The 12,482-nt window shown below is 71.1% G+C and carries 12 protein-coding genes and 1 pseudogene; 7 read left to right on the forward strand and 6 right to left on the reverse strand.

From position 1 onward, the window contains the following. The first annotated feature begins 139 nt into the window (after positions 1 to 139). From SZN_RS07485 to SZN_RS07495, 3 genes are all read left to right on the forward strand, one after another. Positions 140 to 895: a GOLPH3/VPS74 family protein gene (locus tag SZN_RS07485; protein WP_043729117.1), complete on the forward strand. Its 756-nt coding sequence runs from the start codon at positions 140 to 142 to the stop codon at positions 893 to 895. Between the two features lie 374 nt (positions 896 to 1,269). Beyond that, positions 1,270 to 2,127, forward strand: coding sequence for a helix-turn-helix domain-containing protein (locus tag SZN_RS07490; RefSeq protein ID WP_007492955.1), 858 nt, complete (start codon positions 1,270 to 1,272; stop codon positions 2,125 to 2,127). A gap of 266 nt (positions 2,128 to 2,393) precedes the next feature. Next, positions 2,394 to 2,585 (forward strand): DUF397 domain-containing protein, encoded by a 192-nt coding sequence (locus tag SZN_RS07495; RefSeq protein ID WP_007492957.1) that lies wholly within the window; start codon positions 2,394 to 2,396, stop codon positions 2,583 to 2,585. 246 nt (positions 2,586 to 2,831) lie between these two features. Here SZN_RS07495 and SZN_RS07500 read toward each other — a convergent pair whose 3' ends face one another. Together SZN_RS07500 and SZN_RS07505 are read right to left on the reverse strand one after the other, a co-directional pair. After that, complete coding sequence (locus SZN_RS07500; RefSeq protein WP_007492959.1) at positions 2,832 to 3,335, reverse strand: glutathione peroxidase; 504 nt, start codon at positions 3,333 to 3,335, stop codon at positions 2,832 to 2,834. Further along, positions 3,332 to 4,363, reverse strand: a complete 1,032-nt coding sequence (locus SZN_RS07505; protein ID WP_007492962.1) for an ArsR family transcriptional regulator — start codon at positions 4,361 to 4,363, stop codon at positions 3,332 to 3,334. Before SZN_RS07505 ends, SZN_RS07500 begins: the two co-directional genes overlap by 4 nt. Before the next feature lie 75 nt (positions 4,364 to 4,438). On the opposite strand from SZN_RS07505, the gene SZN_RS07510 reads away from it, so the two are divergent. Next, complete coding sequence (locus SZN_RS07510; RefSeq protein ID WP_007492964.1) at positions 4,439 to 5,638, forward strand: MFS transporter; 1,200 nt, start codon at positions 4,439 to 4,441, stop codon at positions 5,636 to 5,638. 78 nt (positions 5,639 to 5,716) lie between these two features. After that, positions 5,717 to 6,010, forward strand: coding sequence for a hypothetical protein (locus SZN_RS07515; RefSeq protein ID WP_007492967.1), 294 nt, complete (start codon positions 5,717 to 5,719; stop codon positions 6,008 to 6,010). Positions 6,011 to 6,330: 320 nt separating this feature from the next. Here the strand turns inward: SZN_RS07515 and SZN_RS07520 are convergent, their stop codons facing one another. From SZN_RS07520 to SZN_RS07525, 3 genes and pseudogenes are all read right to left on the reverse strand, one after another. Then, the gene (locus SZN_RS07520; RefSeq protein ID WP_007492969.1) at positions 6,331 to 7,074 is read right to left on the reverse strand and encodes a VOC family protein; all 744 of its coding nucleotides are present in this window, start codon (positions 7,072 to 7,074) and stop codon (positions 6,331 to 6,333) included. A 143-nt stretch (positions 7,075 to 7,217) separates the two neighbouring features. Beyond that, positions 7,218 to 7,576, reverse strand: a pseudogene (locus tag SZN_RS42370) (antibiotic biosynthesis monooxygenase family protein). Positions 7,577 to 7,925: 349 nt separating this feature from the next. Next, entirely contained in the window at positions 7,926 to 8,759 is an 834-nt protein-coding gene (locus SZN_RS07525; RefSeq protein ID WP_007492973.1) for a PIG-L family deacetylase, read from the reverse strand. 698 nt (positions 8,760 to 9,457) lie between these two features. Between SZN_RS07525 and SZN_RS40865 the strand changes: the two genes are divergently transcribed. Together SZN_RS40865 and SZN_RS07530 are read left to right on the forward strand one after the other, a co-directional pair. Next, complete coding sequence (locus tag SZN_RS40865; RefSeq protein WP_139063537.1) at positions 9,458 to 9,718, forward strand: hypothetical protein; 261 nt, start codon at positions 9,458 to 9,460, stop codon at positions 9,716 to 9,718. A gap of 171 nt (positions 9,719 to 9,889) precedes the next feature. Further along, positions 9,890 to 10,705 (forward strand): alpha/beta hydrolase, encoded by an 816-nt coding sequence (locus tag SZN_RS07530; protein ID WP_043729121.1) that lies wholly within the window; start codon positions 9,890 to 9,892, stop codon positions 10,703 to 10,705. Here SZN_RS07530 and SZN_RS07535 read toward each other — a convergent pair. Continuing rightward, entirely contained in the window at positions 10,702 to 12,294 is a 1,593-nt protein-coding gene (locus SZN_RS07535) for a helix-turn-helix domain-containing protein (protein ID WP_244313318.1), read from the reverse strand. The two genes, SZN_RS07530 and SZN_RS07535, sit on opposite strands and share 4 nt — an antisense overlap. Positions 12,295 to 12,482: the final 188 nt, after the last annotated feature.

Consider the following 12,482-nt stretch of genomic DNA (forward strand, 5'->3'; position numbering starts at 1 on the left):
GTGTCCTGTGCGCGGGCCCCTGCTGACGCGGTAGACGAGAACGACATACCTACCGGTTCCCTTACGAACCGGTCACGTCCTCTCGACAGACCAATGTGAGAGGGGTCACCCTGTCTGTCATCCACGCGGGGAGGCATGGATGGGCAGGAGCCGCAGAACAATTCCGGAGGAGCTGCTGTTGCTGGCGCTGGACCCGACCACGGGTACCACCGCACAGCCGCAGTCGCTCGATCTCGGTCTGGCCGGAGCGCAGCTAGTGGAGCTGGCGCTGGCCGGACGGATAGCCCCAGACGGGGATCGTATCGCCGTGGTGGCACCACGGCCGACAGGAGATCCAACCCTGGACTGCGCGTTGGAGTTGCTGCGAAGGCGCGGCGCTCCGGTACGGGCCGTCCACTGGATCGGCGGGCCCCGCCTGGGGCTGCGCCAGACCTACCTTTCGCATCTGGAGAGGTGCGGCATGGTCGCCGCCGTGCCGGGCCAGATGTGCGGGGTGCTGCCGACCACTCGCTATCAGGCGACGGAGACGGCCATCAGCCGGGAGATCAAGGCCCGGCTGGACGCCGCGATCCGGACCGGTGTGCCACCGGACCCACGGACCGCGGCGCTCGCCGCCCTGGCCCACGCGGTCGGTCTCGGCAAGCACCTGTACCCGGGGAACGAGGGGCGCTCCTCTCGGTCCCGGCTCAGGGACCTGATCAGGCACGACCCCATGGGCGGTCTCGTCGCGCACGCCGTGATGGACGTCCAGAACGGCGCGGGCGCACAGCCACGCCGCAGCCAGGCCCCGGCCGGCCGCCAGGCCGCCCCCGGCGGCAGGGCCGCAGCGGAACCCGCCCGCGGTGTTCCGACGCAGCAGCGCCGCGGATCCATGGCGCGCGTCGTGGCGCACTGAGCCGCAGCCCACGACCCGCTCCTGACGAACCGTCGCACGCACCATCCGATCGGCACCTCCCGATCGGTAACGCTCGACACGCTCGGCACGTTCCCTGTGCACACCACGTGCGGCGCCGCACCGCGGTCCCCGGGGCCGGTACGGGAGCCGCAGGTCCGCGCGGGGCGACGGAACCACGGGTCCGCACGGCGGACCGGCACGGGGGTTCCGTCGCCCCGCGCGGCCGCAGGTGCGCCCCCTCGTGTCCCCAACCAGCCCGTACGCAGCGCATATCCGTCGTTTGCCAGCGGTGGAAAGCACCTTGGTGGCAGTCTGCTCAACAGCAGATACGCAAAGTGGCAGCAACAAGGCGGCCAGCCGGAGGTGCACGTCCCGTGGCGTCCAATGTCAATCCCACCGTCAGGCGACGCCGGCTGGGCCAGGAGCTGCGCAGGCTCTGCGAGCTCAAGGGCATGACGGCGGAGGAGGTGGCCGAGCGGCTGCTGGTGTCCCAGTCGAAGATCAGCCGCCTGGAGAACGGGCGGCGCAGCATCAGCCAGCGCGACGTCCGCGACCTGTGCGGGGTCTACGAGGTGGAGGACCACCGGATGGTGGACTCGCTGATGCAGATGGCCAAGGACTCTCGCCAGCAGGGCTGGTGGCACTCCTTCGGCGACATCCCGTACAGCGTCTACATCGGCCTGGAGACCGACGCGGCGTCCTTGCGCGTGTACGACCCGCAGGTCGTCCCGGGCCTGCTCCAGACGAAGCAGTACGCCGAGGCCCTGATCGCCGGAGCGCTGCCCGAGACCGCGCAGGCCGAGATCGAGAAGCGCGTCCAGGTGCGGATGCGCCGACAGGAACGAATCTCCGCCGAGGAGAACCCGCTGCGGCTGTGGACCGTGCTGGACGAGGCGGCCCTGCGCCGGGTCGTCGGCAACCGCTCCCTGATGCGCGACCAGCTGGAGCGGCTCGTCGAGCAGTCCCAACTCCCGCACGTCACCGTGCAGGTGATCCCCTTCGACATGGGGGCGCACCCCGGCCTCAACGGGCAGTACGCGATCCTGGAGTTCCCGGACGCGGCGGACTCCAGCGTCGTCTACATCGAGGGCGTCACGAGCGACCTGTACCTGGAGAAGGCCAACGACGTCCAGAAGTACAGCGTGATGTACGAGCACCTGCGGGCCCAGGCGCTGAACGTCGAGCAGTCACGGCAGTTCATCGCCGACATCTCCAAGCAATACGCGCGCTGACCCACCCGCCCCGCGTCCGCCGGCGCTCGTCGCGCGGACGCACCCGGCCGGAGAAGTCGCGTACGGTACACCGTCCTCCGGTCTGGGCGGAAGACTCCAATGGAATATGCCATCCGGTCGAGTGAATAGTCGCTTCGCGCACCGATGAGGGCGAGTAGCGTCGATCACGCCACCGAGTACCACAGGTTGGCGCGAATCGCCCCGCGGATCCCGTCGGACCCGCAGGGCGGTGACAGCAACTCACCATCTGGCAATGCGGAGCGAACATGGCAATTCGTCAGGGTGCCACGGACACGTGGACCAAGTCCTCCTACTCGACGGGGAACGGCGCGTGCGTCGAGGTCAGGTCGCCGCTCGCGGCGGCCATGGCGGTGCGGGACTCCAAGGTTCCCGCGGGCCCGGTCCTGGCGTTCCCCGCGAACGCGTGGAACACCTTCGTGGCGTCGGTCAAGGCGTAAGGAGCGGGGCTGTCTGAACCGCACCCCCGGCCGGCCCGACGGCCGACAACTGCACAAGCACCACCGGAAGAGCCCTCTCGACCAGCCGCCGTCCTCGCCGAGAGGGCTCGGCCATGCCCACGGCCGGCCGGCCCCGCGCGCCGCCCGCCCCGGATCACCGCACGGGGAACGCCACGTCGCCACCGCGCGGACCGTTCCGCCCGGTGGCGACGACGCTCGGCCCCGCCCCGGGGCACGGCCGACCGCTCAGCCGAGCTGGCGCTCGACGGCCGCCACGACCCGGGCGTCGTCCGGCTCGGTCTGCGGCGAGAAGCGCGCGACGACCGCGCCGTCCCGGCCGATCAGGAACTTCTCGAAGTTCCAGCGGATGTCCCCGCTGTGGCCCTCGTCGTCGGCGAAGCCCACCAGGCGCTCGTACAGCGCGTGCCGGCCCTCCCCGTTCACCTCGACCTTCTCGGTCAGCGGGAACGTCACGCCGTACGTCGCCGAGCAGAACTCGGCGATCTCCTCGGCGGTGCCGGGCTCCTGGCCGAGGAACTGGTTGCAGGGCACGCCGAGCACGGTGAAGCCGCGGCCCGCGTACTGCTCCTGGAGCTTCTCCAGCGCCGTGTACTGCGGGGTCAGGCCGCACTTGGAGGCGACGTTCACCACGAGGACCGCCTGCCCGGCGTACTGGCCGAGGTCCGCGGAGCCGCCCTTCAGGGCGCCGATCTCGATGTCGAGGGGGGATGCGTTGCTGTCAGCAGTCATGCCCGGATGCTAGCCCCGCCCATCCCCGCCCCCTTCACCCGCACTCCGCCCCCGGCCTCGCCGTCCGCCCCCGCCGCCCGCACCAGCACCTCCCCGGCCGCCGTACGCGAGTACAGCACCGTACGCCCCGCCCGCCGCCGCTCCACCAGCCCCGCGTCCCGCAGCACCCGCAGATGGCGGCCGGCCGAGCCGAGCCCCTGCCCGGTGACCGCGACCAGCTGGGTCGTGCTGAGCGGGGCCTCCAGCAGCACCAGGACGGCGGCGCGGGCGGCCCCGAGCAGGGCGGCGAGCCCCGCCGGCACCGGCCGCGCCCCGGGATCGGTGAGCGCGCCCGCGCACGGGTACACCAGCGCGTAGCGGCCGGGGTCCTCCCAGGAGACCCAGCCGCGCCGCGGCGTCACCGGCACGAACAGCAGCTCGGCACCGGCGACCTCGCGCGGCGGATACTCGTACGGATTGACCTGGAGCCGGCTGCCGCCGAGCCAGCGGGTGCGCCCCGGCCGCAGCCCGTCCAGCGCGGCGGCCCACCCCTCCCGGCCGACCTGCGCCGTCCGCGCGACCACGTCCGCCTCCAGCACCCGCCGGCGCCGCGCCCAGTCCGGCCGTACCGTCTCCGCCCACACCCGGCGCAGCAGCGCCGCCGCCCGCGCGGGCAGGTCGTCCCGGTCCAGTACGGCGGGCAGCGGCCCGGCGAGGGACACGGTGAGCTGGGCGCGCGCCCGGAGCGGGTCGGCCGAGCGCACCCGCGCCACGGCCTCCTCGAAGCTCTCGCCCGGCCGCGGGGTCGGGGTGAGGAAGTCGGCGATCCAGTCCTTCCCGAGCCCGGCCCGCACCAGGTGCGCGGTGACCGGATCGGCGGCCAGCCGGGCCAGGTGGCGCGGCCGGTGGGCGTCGAGCCACGCCCGCTCACCGGGGTGCGCCGGCCGGCCCGAGTGCAGCAGCTTCAGCGCCGCGAACGTCTCGGCGAGCGGCGACAGCACGAACCTGCTTGCGGCCAGGGTGTCGGCGTTGACCTGCCACCAGCCCATGCCACGCCCCCCCGCACCTTTCGCCGCCCCGCGAAACAGTATCGGGCCGCCCCGCCCCCCTTCAGACTCCGCCGCATGCGCAGCTACCGCCTGCTCCTCCGCACCCCCGAGTTCACCCCGCTCCTCGCCTCCTTCGCGCTGCAGTCGGCCGCCGGCACGGTCGGCGGCCTGTCCCTCGGCACCCTGGTGTACGCGGCGACCGGCTCACCGCTGCTGTCGGCCGTCAGCATGTTCGGCCCGCAACTCGCCCAGGTGGCGGGCGCCACGACCCTGCTGTCGGCCGCGGACCGGATCGCGCCCCGCGCCGCCCTCACCGGCATCGCGCTGGCCCACGCGCTCGGCACCGCGGCCGTCGCCGTGCCCGGTCTGCCGCTCGGGGCGCTGTTCGCGCTGGTCCTGCTGCTCGGACTGATCGCCTCCCTCGGCGGCGGCGTCCGCTGGGGACTGCTGCACGAGATCCTCACCAAGGACGGCTACCTGCTGGGCCGCTCGGTCCTCAACATGGCGAACGGCCTGACGCAGATCGCCGGGTACGCAGTGGGCGGCGCCCTCCTCGCGCTGCTGTCCCCGCGCGCCGCCCTGCTGGTCTCCGCGGTCCTGTACGCGACGGCGGCCCTGGTCACCCGGGCCGGCCTCGCCCGCCGCCCGCCCCGCGCCCAGGGCCGCCCCTCGGTCGCGGCGACCTGGCGCACCAACGCCCTGCTGTGGTCCTCCCGGCCGCGCCGCCGCCTCTATCTCGCACTCTGGGTGCCCAACGGCCTGATCGTCGGCTGCGAGTCCCTGTACGTCGCCTACGCCCCGCAGGCCGCCGGCACCCTCTTCGCGAGCGCCGCGCTCGGGATGTTCGCCGGGGACGTGGCGGTCGGCAGGCTGGTGCCGCCCCGGCTGCGGCCGAGGCTGGGCGTCCCGCTGCTGGTGCTCCTGGCGGCGCCGTACACCCTCTTCGCGTTCGGCCCGCCACCGCCGCTCGCGGCCGTGGCGGTGGCCCTCGCCTCGGTCGGCTTCGGCGCGAGCCTCGTGCAGCAGGAGCGCCTCATGGCCCTGGTCCCCGGCGAACTCGGCGGCCACGCGCTGGGGTTGCACTCGGCGGGCATGCTCACGGCCCAGGGCCTCAGCGCCGCGCTGGCCGGCGCGATCGCCCAGTGGACGTCCCCCGCGACGGCCATGGCGGCGATGGCGGCGGCGTCCCTGACGGTGACCGCGGCGCTGACGGCGAGGGAGTGGGGCGTACGGGCGAGATCGGACGGCACGGCGCGTCGTACCGGTATGTCTTAATTTTTCACATTAACCTTCCGTAACTGTACGAAGTCGATCTCTCACGGATCGCACCCCACCTCACTCTCCGGAGATGACATGCACAAGCTTCGCAAGGCCGCCGTCGTGGTGGTCGCCCTCGGCAGCGCCGGCCTGCTGAGCACCGGCCCCGCCACCGCGCAGGGCCTCGACGGCCACGGCGGCAAGGGTGGCGACAAGGTCAGCGTCCTGCAGAGCTCCAACTGCAAGTCGCACGACCTGAACCTGGACATCCTCGGCCAGGTCGGCATCCTCAACGGCGCCCTGGGCAGCGCGCTCAACGGCGAGGGCGACGCCGGCGCGCAGGAGACCCGTATCGGCTCGTCGATGGGCTGCGACAACTCCGCCTTCTGAGGCCCGCCGCACCACGGGGGATCTCGCCACGCCTCGCACCGCGCCGCGCCCGGTGGGACCCGCCGGTGGAGAAGGGGCCGTGCCACACGGCCCCGGTCGGTTCCGCCGGACGCGGCGGTGCCGAGGCGAAGATCGACTCAACGATCTCCCCGTGATCCGGTGAGGGGCCCGATCCGCCGCTGCGGATCGGGCCCCGTCGCGTCCGGGGCCGTCCCGGGGAGCCGCACGGGTCCCCGCTCCGGCCCGCCCCGTCCGGGGGCAAGGCGTCCGCCGTCCCCCGGCGGCCGTCGTCACCCGTCGTCCCCCGTCGTCCCTTGTCGTCAGCGCGGGGCGAGGACGCAGAACTCGTGTCCCTCCGGGTCGGCCAGACACCGCCACGGGACGTCGCCCTGACCGAGGTCGAGGTCGACGGCGCCGAGGGCGCGCAGCCGGTCCACCTCCGCCCGCTGCCCGTCACCGGGGTACGGCATCAGATCCACGTGCACGCGGTCCGGCGCGGTCTTCCCGCCCGGCACGCGGAGGAACTCCAGACAGGGGCCGATCCGCTCGGCGGACCGCAGGACGGCGTGGTCGTCCGTCACCTCGTGCGCGGTCCAGTCCGTCGCCCCGGCCCAGAACCGGGCCATGGCCCGCGGATCGTCGCAGTCGACCACGACGGCGGCGACGGGCCCGGTGTCCCGGTACCTCTCCCGCGGCTCCAGCACGCAGAACTCGTTGCCCTCCGGGTCGGCCAGGACCGCCCACGGCACGTCGCCCTGACCCACCCGCGCGGGCGTCGCGCCCAACGCCCGCAGGCGCGCGACCAGTTCGGCCTGATGCTCCAGGGAGGCGGTGGCGAGGTCGAGGTGCACCCGGTTCTTGACGGCCGGCTTGGGCTCCGGCACGGCGACCACGTCGACGCAGAGGGCGGCCGCGTCCGGCCACACGTACGCGCCCCCGGGCTCCACGTTCGTCACGCCGGGCCCTTCGCTGGACAGCACCCACCCGAGCGCCTCCCCCCAGAAGCGGCCGACCGCCGCGTCGTCCAAAGCCTTGATGTTCACGTTGACCGGTCGCAGAGCCATGCCGGCGACCCTACGTACCCGACGGCACTTCGGCACTCCGGCGCTTCGGCACTCCGACAGTCCGATTTCCGACGGAGACCGGCGTCAGGACCGCCGGGGCGTCCGGCCGTTCACCGGCGCACGACTCGCGGGCGCCCGGCCCGTCAGCCCTGGCCCCGTGTGAACCCATGGCTGCGCTCCACCTTCGCGACGTGCAGCGTGTATTGCCGGTACCACTCGGCCCGCCCGCGCTTGCGCGCCGTGCGGTGCTCGGCGTTGCCGCGCCACTCGGCGAGCGCCTGCGCGTCCCTGAAGTACCCGACGGTGATGCCCAGCCCGCCCGGGTCTGGGCGTGGTCCATCCCCAGGAACCCGGGAACGTCCTTCACCAGCTCCTCCATACGGGCACTGGTCTCGCCGTACCCGCCCTGGTCCGGCGTCCGCACGGTGGTGAAGACAGCCACGTAGTACGGGGGTTCGAAAGCCTGGACCGGGCCGACCGGCGCCTCCTCGTGATCGCTCATGGCACCACCGTGGGACGGGCGGCGCACAGCGCCCCCGCTCGCGCGTCGACTGAGCGGGCGGGGGCGGGGGCGGGGGCGGTGCGGTGCGGTGCGGTGCGGGTGCGGTGCGGTGCGGGGTGTGTGGACGGGGGTGGTGGTGGGGCCCATCGGGCACCGGCTGTGCGGGCCGGGGCCGGCACCGGAGGGGGCGGCGCGTCAGCGGCGGACACGGCGACGGCGCAGGGTGATCCGGCCGCCGTCGGCCACCGTCAACGGCCGCCCGGATTCCGCGCAGTTCAGCGCCGGGTCGCGCCGGGCGCCTGACGGGCGGCCCGTCGGCCCGTCAGGCGCCCCGCCCCGGACGGATGGGTCAACGCAGCCCGGCGAAGAGGTCGTTCTCGGGCAGGGCGGCGCCGGTGGCGTCCTGGACCCGGACGAACGTCTCCATGCCCATGAACGCGCCGAACCTCTCCTTGCCCATCTTGAGGAAGAAGATGTTCTCGCCCTGACTGGCGTGCGCGGCCAGCGCGTCGAACTTCTGACCGCTGAACGGGGTGGTGTCCACCCACGTCGTGACCTCGTCGTCGGGGAGGCCCATCTCCGCCATCGCGGCGACCTCGGCAGGGTCCGGCTCGGGCATCTCCGGATGGAACTCGCGCATGACCTCCCCGAACTGCCGCACTACCGAGCGGGGCATCGTCGTCCAGTAGACCTTCGGCGTCAGCGTGGTCATCTCCAGCGCCGCCATCGTGATGCGGTGGGCCTGGATGTGGTCGGGGTGGCCGTAGAAGCCGTTCTCGTCGTAGGTGACGACCACGTCGGGCCGGTAGTGCCGCATGAGTTCCGCGAGCCGGGCGGCGCCTTCCTCCACGGGGGTCCGCCAGAAGGACCCGGGCGCGTCGTTGCTCGGCCAGCCCATCATCCCGGAGTCGGCGTAGTCCAGCATCTCCAGATCGCTGATCTTCAGGACGTCGCGGCTCACCTCGAGTTCACGACGGCGCATGAGGGCGACGGCGGCCGGATCGTGCCCTGGATCACCCGGCTTGACACCCCCCGGCCCATCACCGCAACCACCGTCGGTACAGGTCACGAGCACCGTGCGGATGCCTTCCGCCGCGTACCGCGCGAGCACCCCGCCGGTACTGGTGGCCTCGTCATCGGGGTGAGCGTGCACTGCCATCAGTGTCAAAGGCCGATCCGTCATGAAACAGTCCTCCAGTAAGCAACAAGTCCTGGCCCGAAGGCACGGCGGGGCGTACGCATCCCGCGGACACGCACCCTGCGGACACGGACACCCGCATGATCTCCACGCCCGCGCGCCGCAGCCCCTCGCCCGATCCAACCGCACGGACCGGCAGGACTGTTCCCGGCAACGCGCCTCCGCGCCGGCACAGGAGCAGGAGCGACAGGCGGCAGCGCGGAACGCGACAGGCGGCGGCGCGGGCGGGGGAGCGGGCGAGCGCGGGGGAGCGGCGGCGGGAGCCGGCGTAGGTCTCGACCGCCCGCACCGGCCGCCGGATACCGAGCAGAGCAACGTTCACCGCCCCTTCCCCGGCGCCGCCGAGGCTGCCGGGGCGCCCCGCGCCCGGACGGTGCGCGGGGAAGGCTTTCCACCGGGAACGGCGGATTCGCCTCCATCTGGACGCCATGCGGAAACTTCGATGGTGGTGAACTCCGCGCCGGAGGCGCGATTGACAACACACGGCTGGCAGACGCACGATTCGCCCTCCGTATTAAGGATACCCAAGGCGTTATCAAGGCTCATCTACCGCTTGAGGCCAAAGAACGAACATCAGGCAGGAGGGGCATCGAGCTGAAGCTCGAAGACCTCGGTGGCGTGGCGAAGGTTGTGGCACGGTTCGACGTTTCTGTCCATCACCCAAAATCGACTATTCGTTCCACATGCCCGAGCGCAGCCTGCCCTGCATCCTGTTGCCAGTCGTCCGTTTTCTAGCAGAGGCGAAGGAGGGCCGTGGCGCAACCTTGGTGCTTAATGGCAAGGAAATTGGTCCACCAATGGATCTACCTGCCTCGACCCAAAACGTTCAGGAGTCACTCAGGCTTCTTCGCGTCCTCGACGATATTCAGCGCATCAGCGGCGTGTACTTCCCGATCCATCAGTCCCTGACTGACTCAGCAGGACGTACGCCTCGGCAAAGCTAGAGTCTCTTACCGATGTTGCCGGTGACCCTGGCACTGAAGATACGGTTGCCGTGAAAATCGCGCCGGGCGATGACACGTCTGCGTCGGTTTCTCTCATGTAGCTGCTTACCGCTCCCGAAGCAACAGTCGCCCTCTGTCGGCCGCCGAACCGACCAGCCTACCCTTGCCACCATGCCAACCACAGACGTGAGTGTCCTCACCCTCGACGGTCTCCACCTCGCCGGCACCTTGGTTGAACCAGGGCAACCAACGTCCCGAGCTGTAGTGCTCGTTCACGGCGGCGGCGTTACCCGGGAAGAGGGCGGTTTCTTCACACGGCTCTCAGACGGCCTGGCAGATGCCGGTGTTGCTTCGCTGCGTTTCGACCTCCGCGGCCACGGGCAGAGCGAGGGTCGCCAGGAAGATCTCACCCTGTCCGCCATCCTCAACGACATCCGCGTCGTGCTGGCCTACCTTCGGGAAGCAACCGGTGCGAGCGAGCTGTTCTTGCTCGGTGCGAGTTTCACCGGCGGCGTGTGCGCCTACTACGCCGCCAAGCAACCGCAGGAGATCACGCGGCTAGTGTTGTTCAACCCGCAGCTCAACTACAAGCGGCGCACCATCGACAACCGGCCGTTCTGGGTGGACGACCATCTCACCGACGAGGCCGCCGACCAGCTCACCGCGCAGGGCTATCTTTTGCACTCGCCGACGCTCAAGCACGGGCGGGCCATCTACAACGAGGTCTTCTGGCTGCGTCCCCATGAGGCGCTCGGCGACGTCCAGGCTCCGACCCTCATCGTGCACGGCACCAAGGACACGTTCGTGCCGGTCAATGCGTCACGCGCCGCGGTGCCGCTGTTTCAGGCGCCCTGTCGACTGGTCGAAATCGAGGGGGCACAGCACGGCTTCGCTGTCCACGAAGATCCGCAGTACCTCAACCCCCAGAGCCAGGAGTGGCAGGCGTTCGTCATCCGCACCACGGCCGACTGGCTGGCCGAACGCTAGGCCCGCAGCGCTTCACGCAGTTCCCGGGGGCCAGGCCGCGTCGCCCACGGCTGGAGCGTGGCCATGGCCCGCGCGAGCTCACGTTTGGTCCGCAGTGAGTTGGTGGCGTCGGACAGCTCGACGGCAGCCAGACCAACGCTCGCGGCGTCATCCGGTCGGCCGGCCAGGGCCAAGGAGCAGGCTCGCCGAGCCAGGAAGTAGCCCTGGTCACGGCGAGACAGGGCGTCACCCTCCAAGACAGTGCCGTACAGATCAGCAGCACGTGCTGGCTGCCCCGCCTCGATGTAGCAACTGGCCGTCTGGAGCATCAGGTTGGCGCGGTTGTAATGCGGGCTGAGGTGCGGAGTAGCGTCGATGCTAGCTCCCTCGTGCTGTGTAAGCAGATGATGAGCCTCGCCCAATGCGCGCTCGACGTCGTCCATCGGGTCGCCGAGCATGGCAAACCCTCGCGCTTGTTGCTGGGCGACTTCGGCCTGCACCTTGAGCGGCAACTGCCAGTGAGGTTGACCTGCTGCTTCAGCGAGCGTCAGTACCCGGACCGCGTCGCGCTCGTCGTACGCCATCTGCGATTTCTTCAACAGGACATAGCCCTGCACGGCCTGGTCGTTGGCCTCCTGCGCCCACTCCATGGCCCGGTCATACCAATGCCCTGCCTGGAGCGGCTGGTGGATGTCGCGGTACAGCCATCCGGCGAACTCTGCACCATCCGCACCAATGGTGAGCAGCTCCCGACGAACCGCCGGCCGGACGTCGCGGGCGTGCTCCTCAATGGCTCCAAGCAAGCCGAGCATGACTGGCAGCGTCTTCTTCGGCCCGAGAGAACCGTCGTCCGACTTGCAGGCCGCGATCTGGCGACGCAGGTACTCAACGACCGGGCCGTCCATGTAGCGACGCGCATCGTCGAGGGCCGCAGCAACGTGCTGAATCTCCTCCAGCCCGAGACCGGGAAGCGCCGCGACGGCGATGCCGCCCTTGAGCACGGCGCGGCGGTTGAGCGGAGACATGGCCTCGTGTTCCTTGGAGCTGTCCGGCTGGTCGAGCAAGCTACCGAGACCGCTCTCCGCCAAGGTGCGAGCGTCGACCGGCACCATGACCGAGTGCCCGTTGATGACGACCGGCAGCAACAGCCCGCCTTGAGCGCCACTTTGTATCGGCTCCGTCTTCGCGGCTGCTGCTCGCCTCGGAGCTTGGTGCTTGGCTCTCGGCAACTTGAACCAAAGTAGATCCGCTGGAGCACCGAGGCTATGCGCCCATTGCATGAGCTTGCCGAGATCCTGCGGGGCTGCGCCGTTCTCGATCCGGCTGAGCTGCGCCTGGGTCAACCCCAGCCAGTCGGCGACAACATCCTGACTGAGCACCCGCCCGTGGTGAGGGTGCGTTCGGTAGGCGTACAGCACCTTGCCGAAGTGCCAGGTGTCGAGGGCTTCGAGCATCCGCTCGTCGCCCCAGAAAGCGGCGGGTACGGCGGGCGGCCTCGCTGCGGCGGCGACCTGGCGCTTGCGCTGGCAGGCGTGGCACTGGGCAGCGGCGTTGTCCCGGGACAGACGGGTGCCACAGGCGCAGTAACGGGCAGGTGGGGGCGTTGCCATGGCGTACTCCGTACCGGCCTGGTTGCAGGGGGCCAGGCCCAGGGTAGAGGGGCACAGCCGCGCCCGGCATGTCTATACGTCAAATACATACCTGCCCATACAGTGCTGGCCTGACATAGGCCAATGGGCCTCCGCCACCGTCGGCTTGTACGCCCTTGCGTACCCCGCCGACGACCACCAGGAGGCAC

This window comes from Streptomyces zinciresistens K42, from assembly GCF_000225525.1.
In the GTDB taxonomy this organism is placed as follows: Bacteria; Actinomycetota; Actinomycetes; order Streptomycetales; family Streptomycetaceae; genus Streptomyces; species Streptomyces zinciresistens.

What these genes read in the sequence shown, in the direction of transcription:
- SZN_RS07510 (WP_007492964.1), top strand. Translation starts at nt 4,439, where the DNA reads ATGCGCAGCTACCGCCTGCTCCTCCGCACCCCCGAGTTCACCCCGCTC.
- SZN_RS07500 (WP_007492959.1), bottom strand. Translation starts at nt 3,335, where the DNA reads ATGACTGCTGACAGCAACGCATCCCCCCTCGACATCGAGATCGGCGCC.
- SZN_RS07515 (WP_007492967.1), top strand. Translation starts at nt 5,717, where the DNA reads ATGCACAAGCTTCGCAAGGCCGCCGTCGTGGTGGTCGCCCTCGGCAGC.
- SZN_RS07525 (WP_007492973.1), bottom strand. Translation starts at nt 8,759, where the DNA reads ATGACGGATCGGCCTTTGACACTGATGGCAGTGCACGCTCACCCCGAT.
- SZN_RS07520 (WP_007492969.1), bottom strand. Translation starts at nt 7,074, where the DNA reads ATGGCTCTGCGACCGGTCAACGTGAACATCAAGGCTTTGGACGACGCG.
- SZN_RS07505 (WP_007492962.1), bottom strand. Translation starts at nt 4,363, where the DNA reads ATGGGCTGGTGGCAGGTCAACGCCGACACCCTGGCCGCAAGCAGGTTC.
- SZN_RS07485 (WP_043729117.1), top strand. Translation starts at nt 140, where the DNA reads ATGGGCAGGAGCCGCAGAACAATTCCGGAGGAGCTGCTGTTGCTGGCG.
- SZN_RS07495 (WP_007492957.1), top strand. Translation starts at nt 2,394, where the DNA reads ATGGCAATTCGTCAGGGTGCCACGGACACGTGGACCAAGTCCTCCTAC.
- SZN_RS07530 (WP_043729121.1), top strand. Translation starts at nt 9,890, where the DNA reads ATGCCAACCACAGACGTGAGTGTCCTCACCCTCGACGGTCTCCACCTC.
- SZN_RS07535 (WP_244313318.1), bottom strand. Translation starts at nt 12,294, where the DNA reads ATGGCAACGCCCCCACCTGCCCGTTACTGCGCCTGTGGCACCCGTCTG.
- SZN_RS40865 (WP_139063537.1), top strand. Translation starts at nt 9,458, where the DNA reads ATGCCCGAGCGCAGCCTGCCCTGCATCCTGTTGCCAGTCGTCCGTTTT.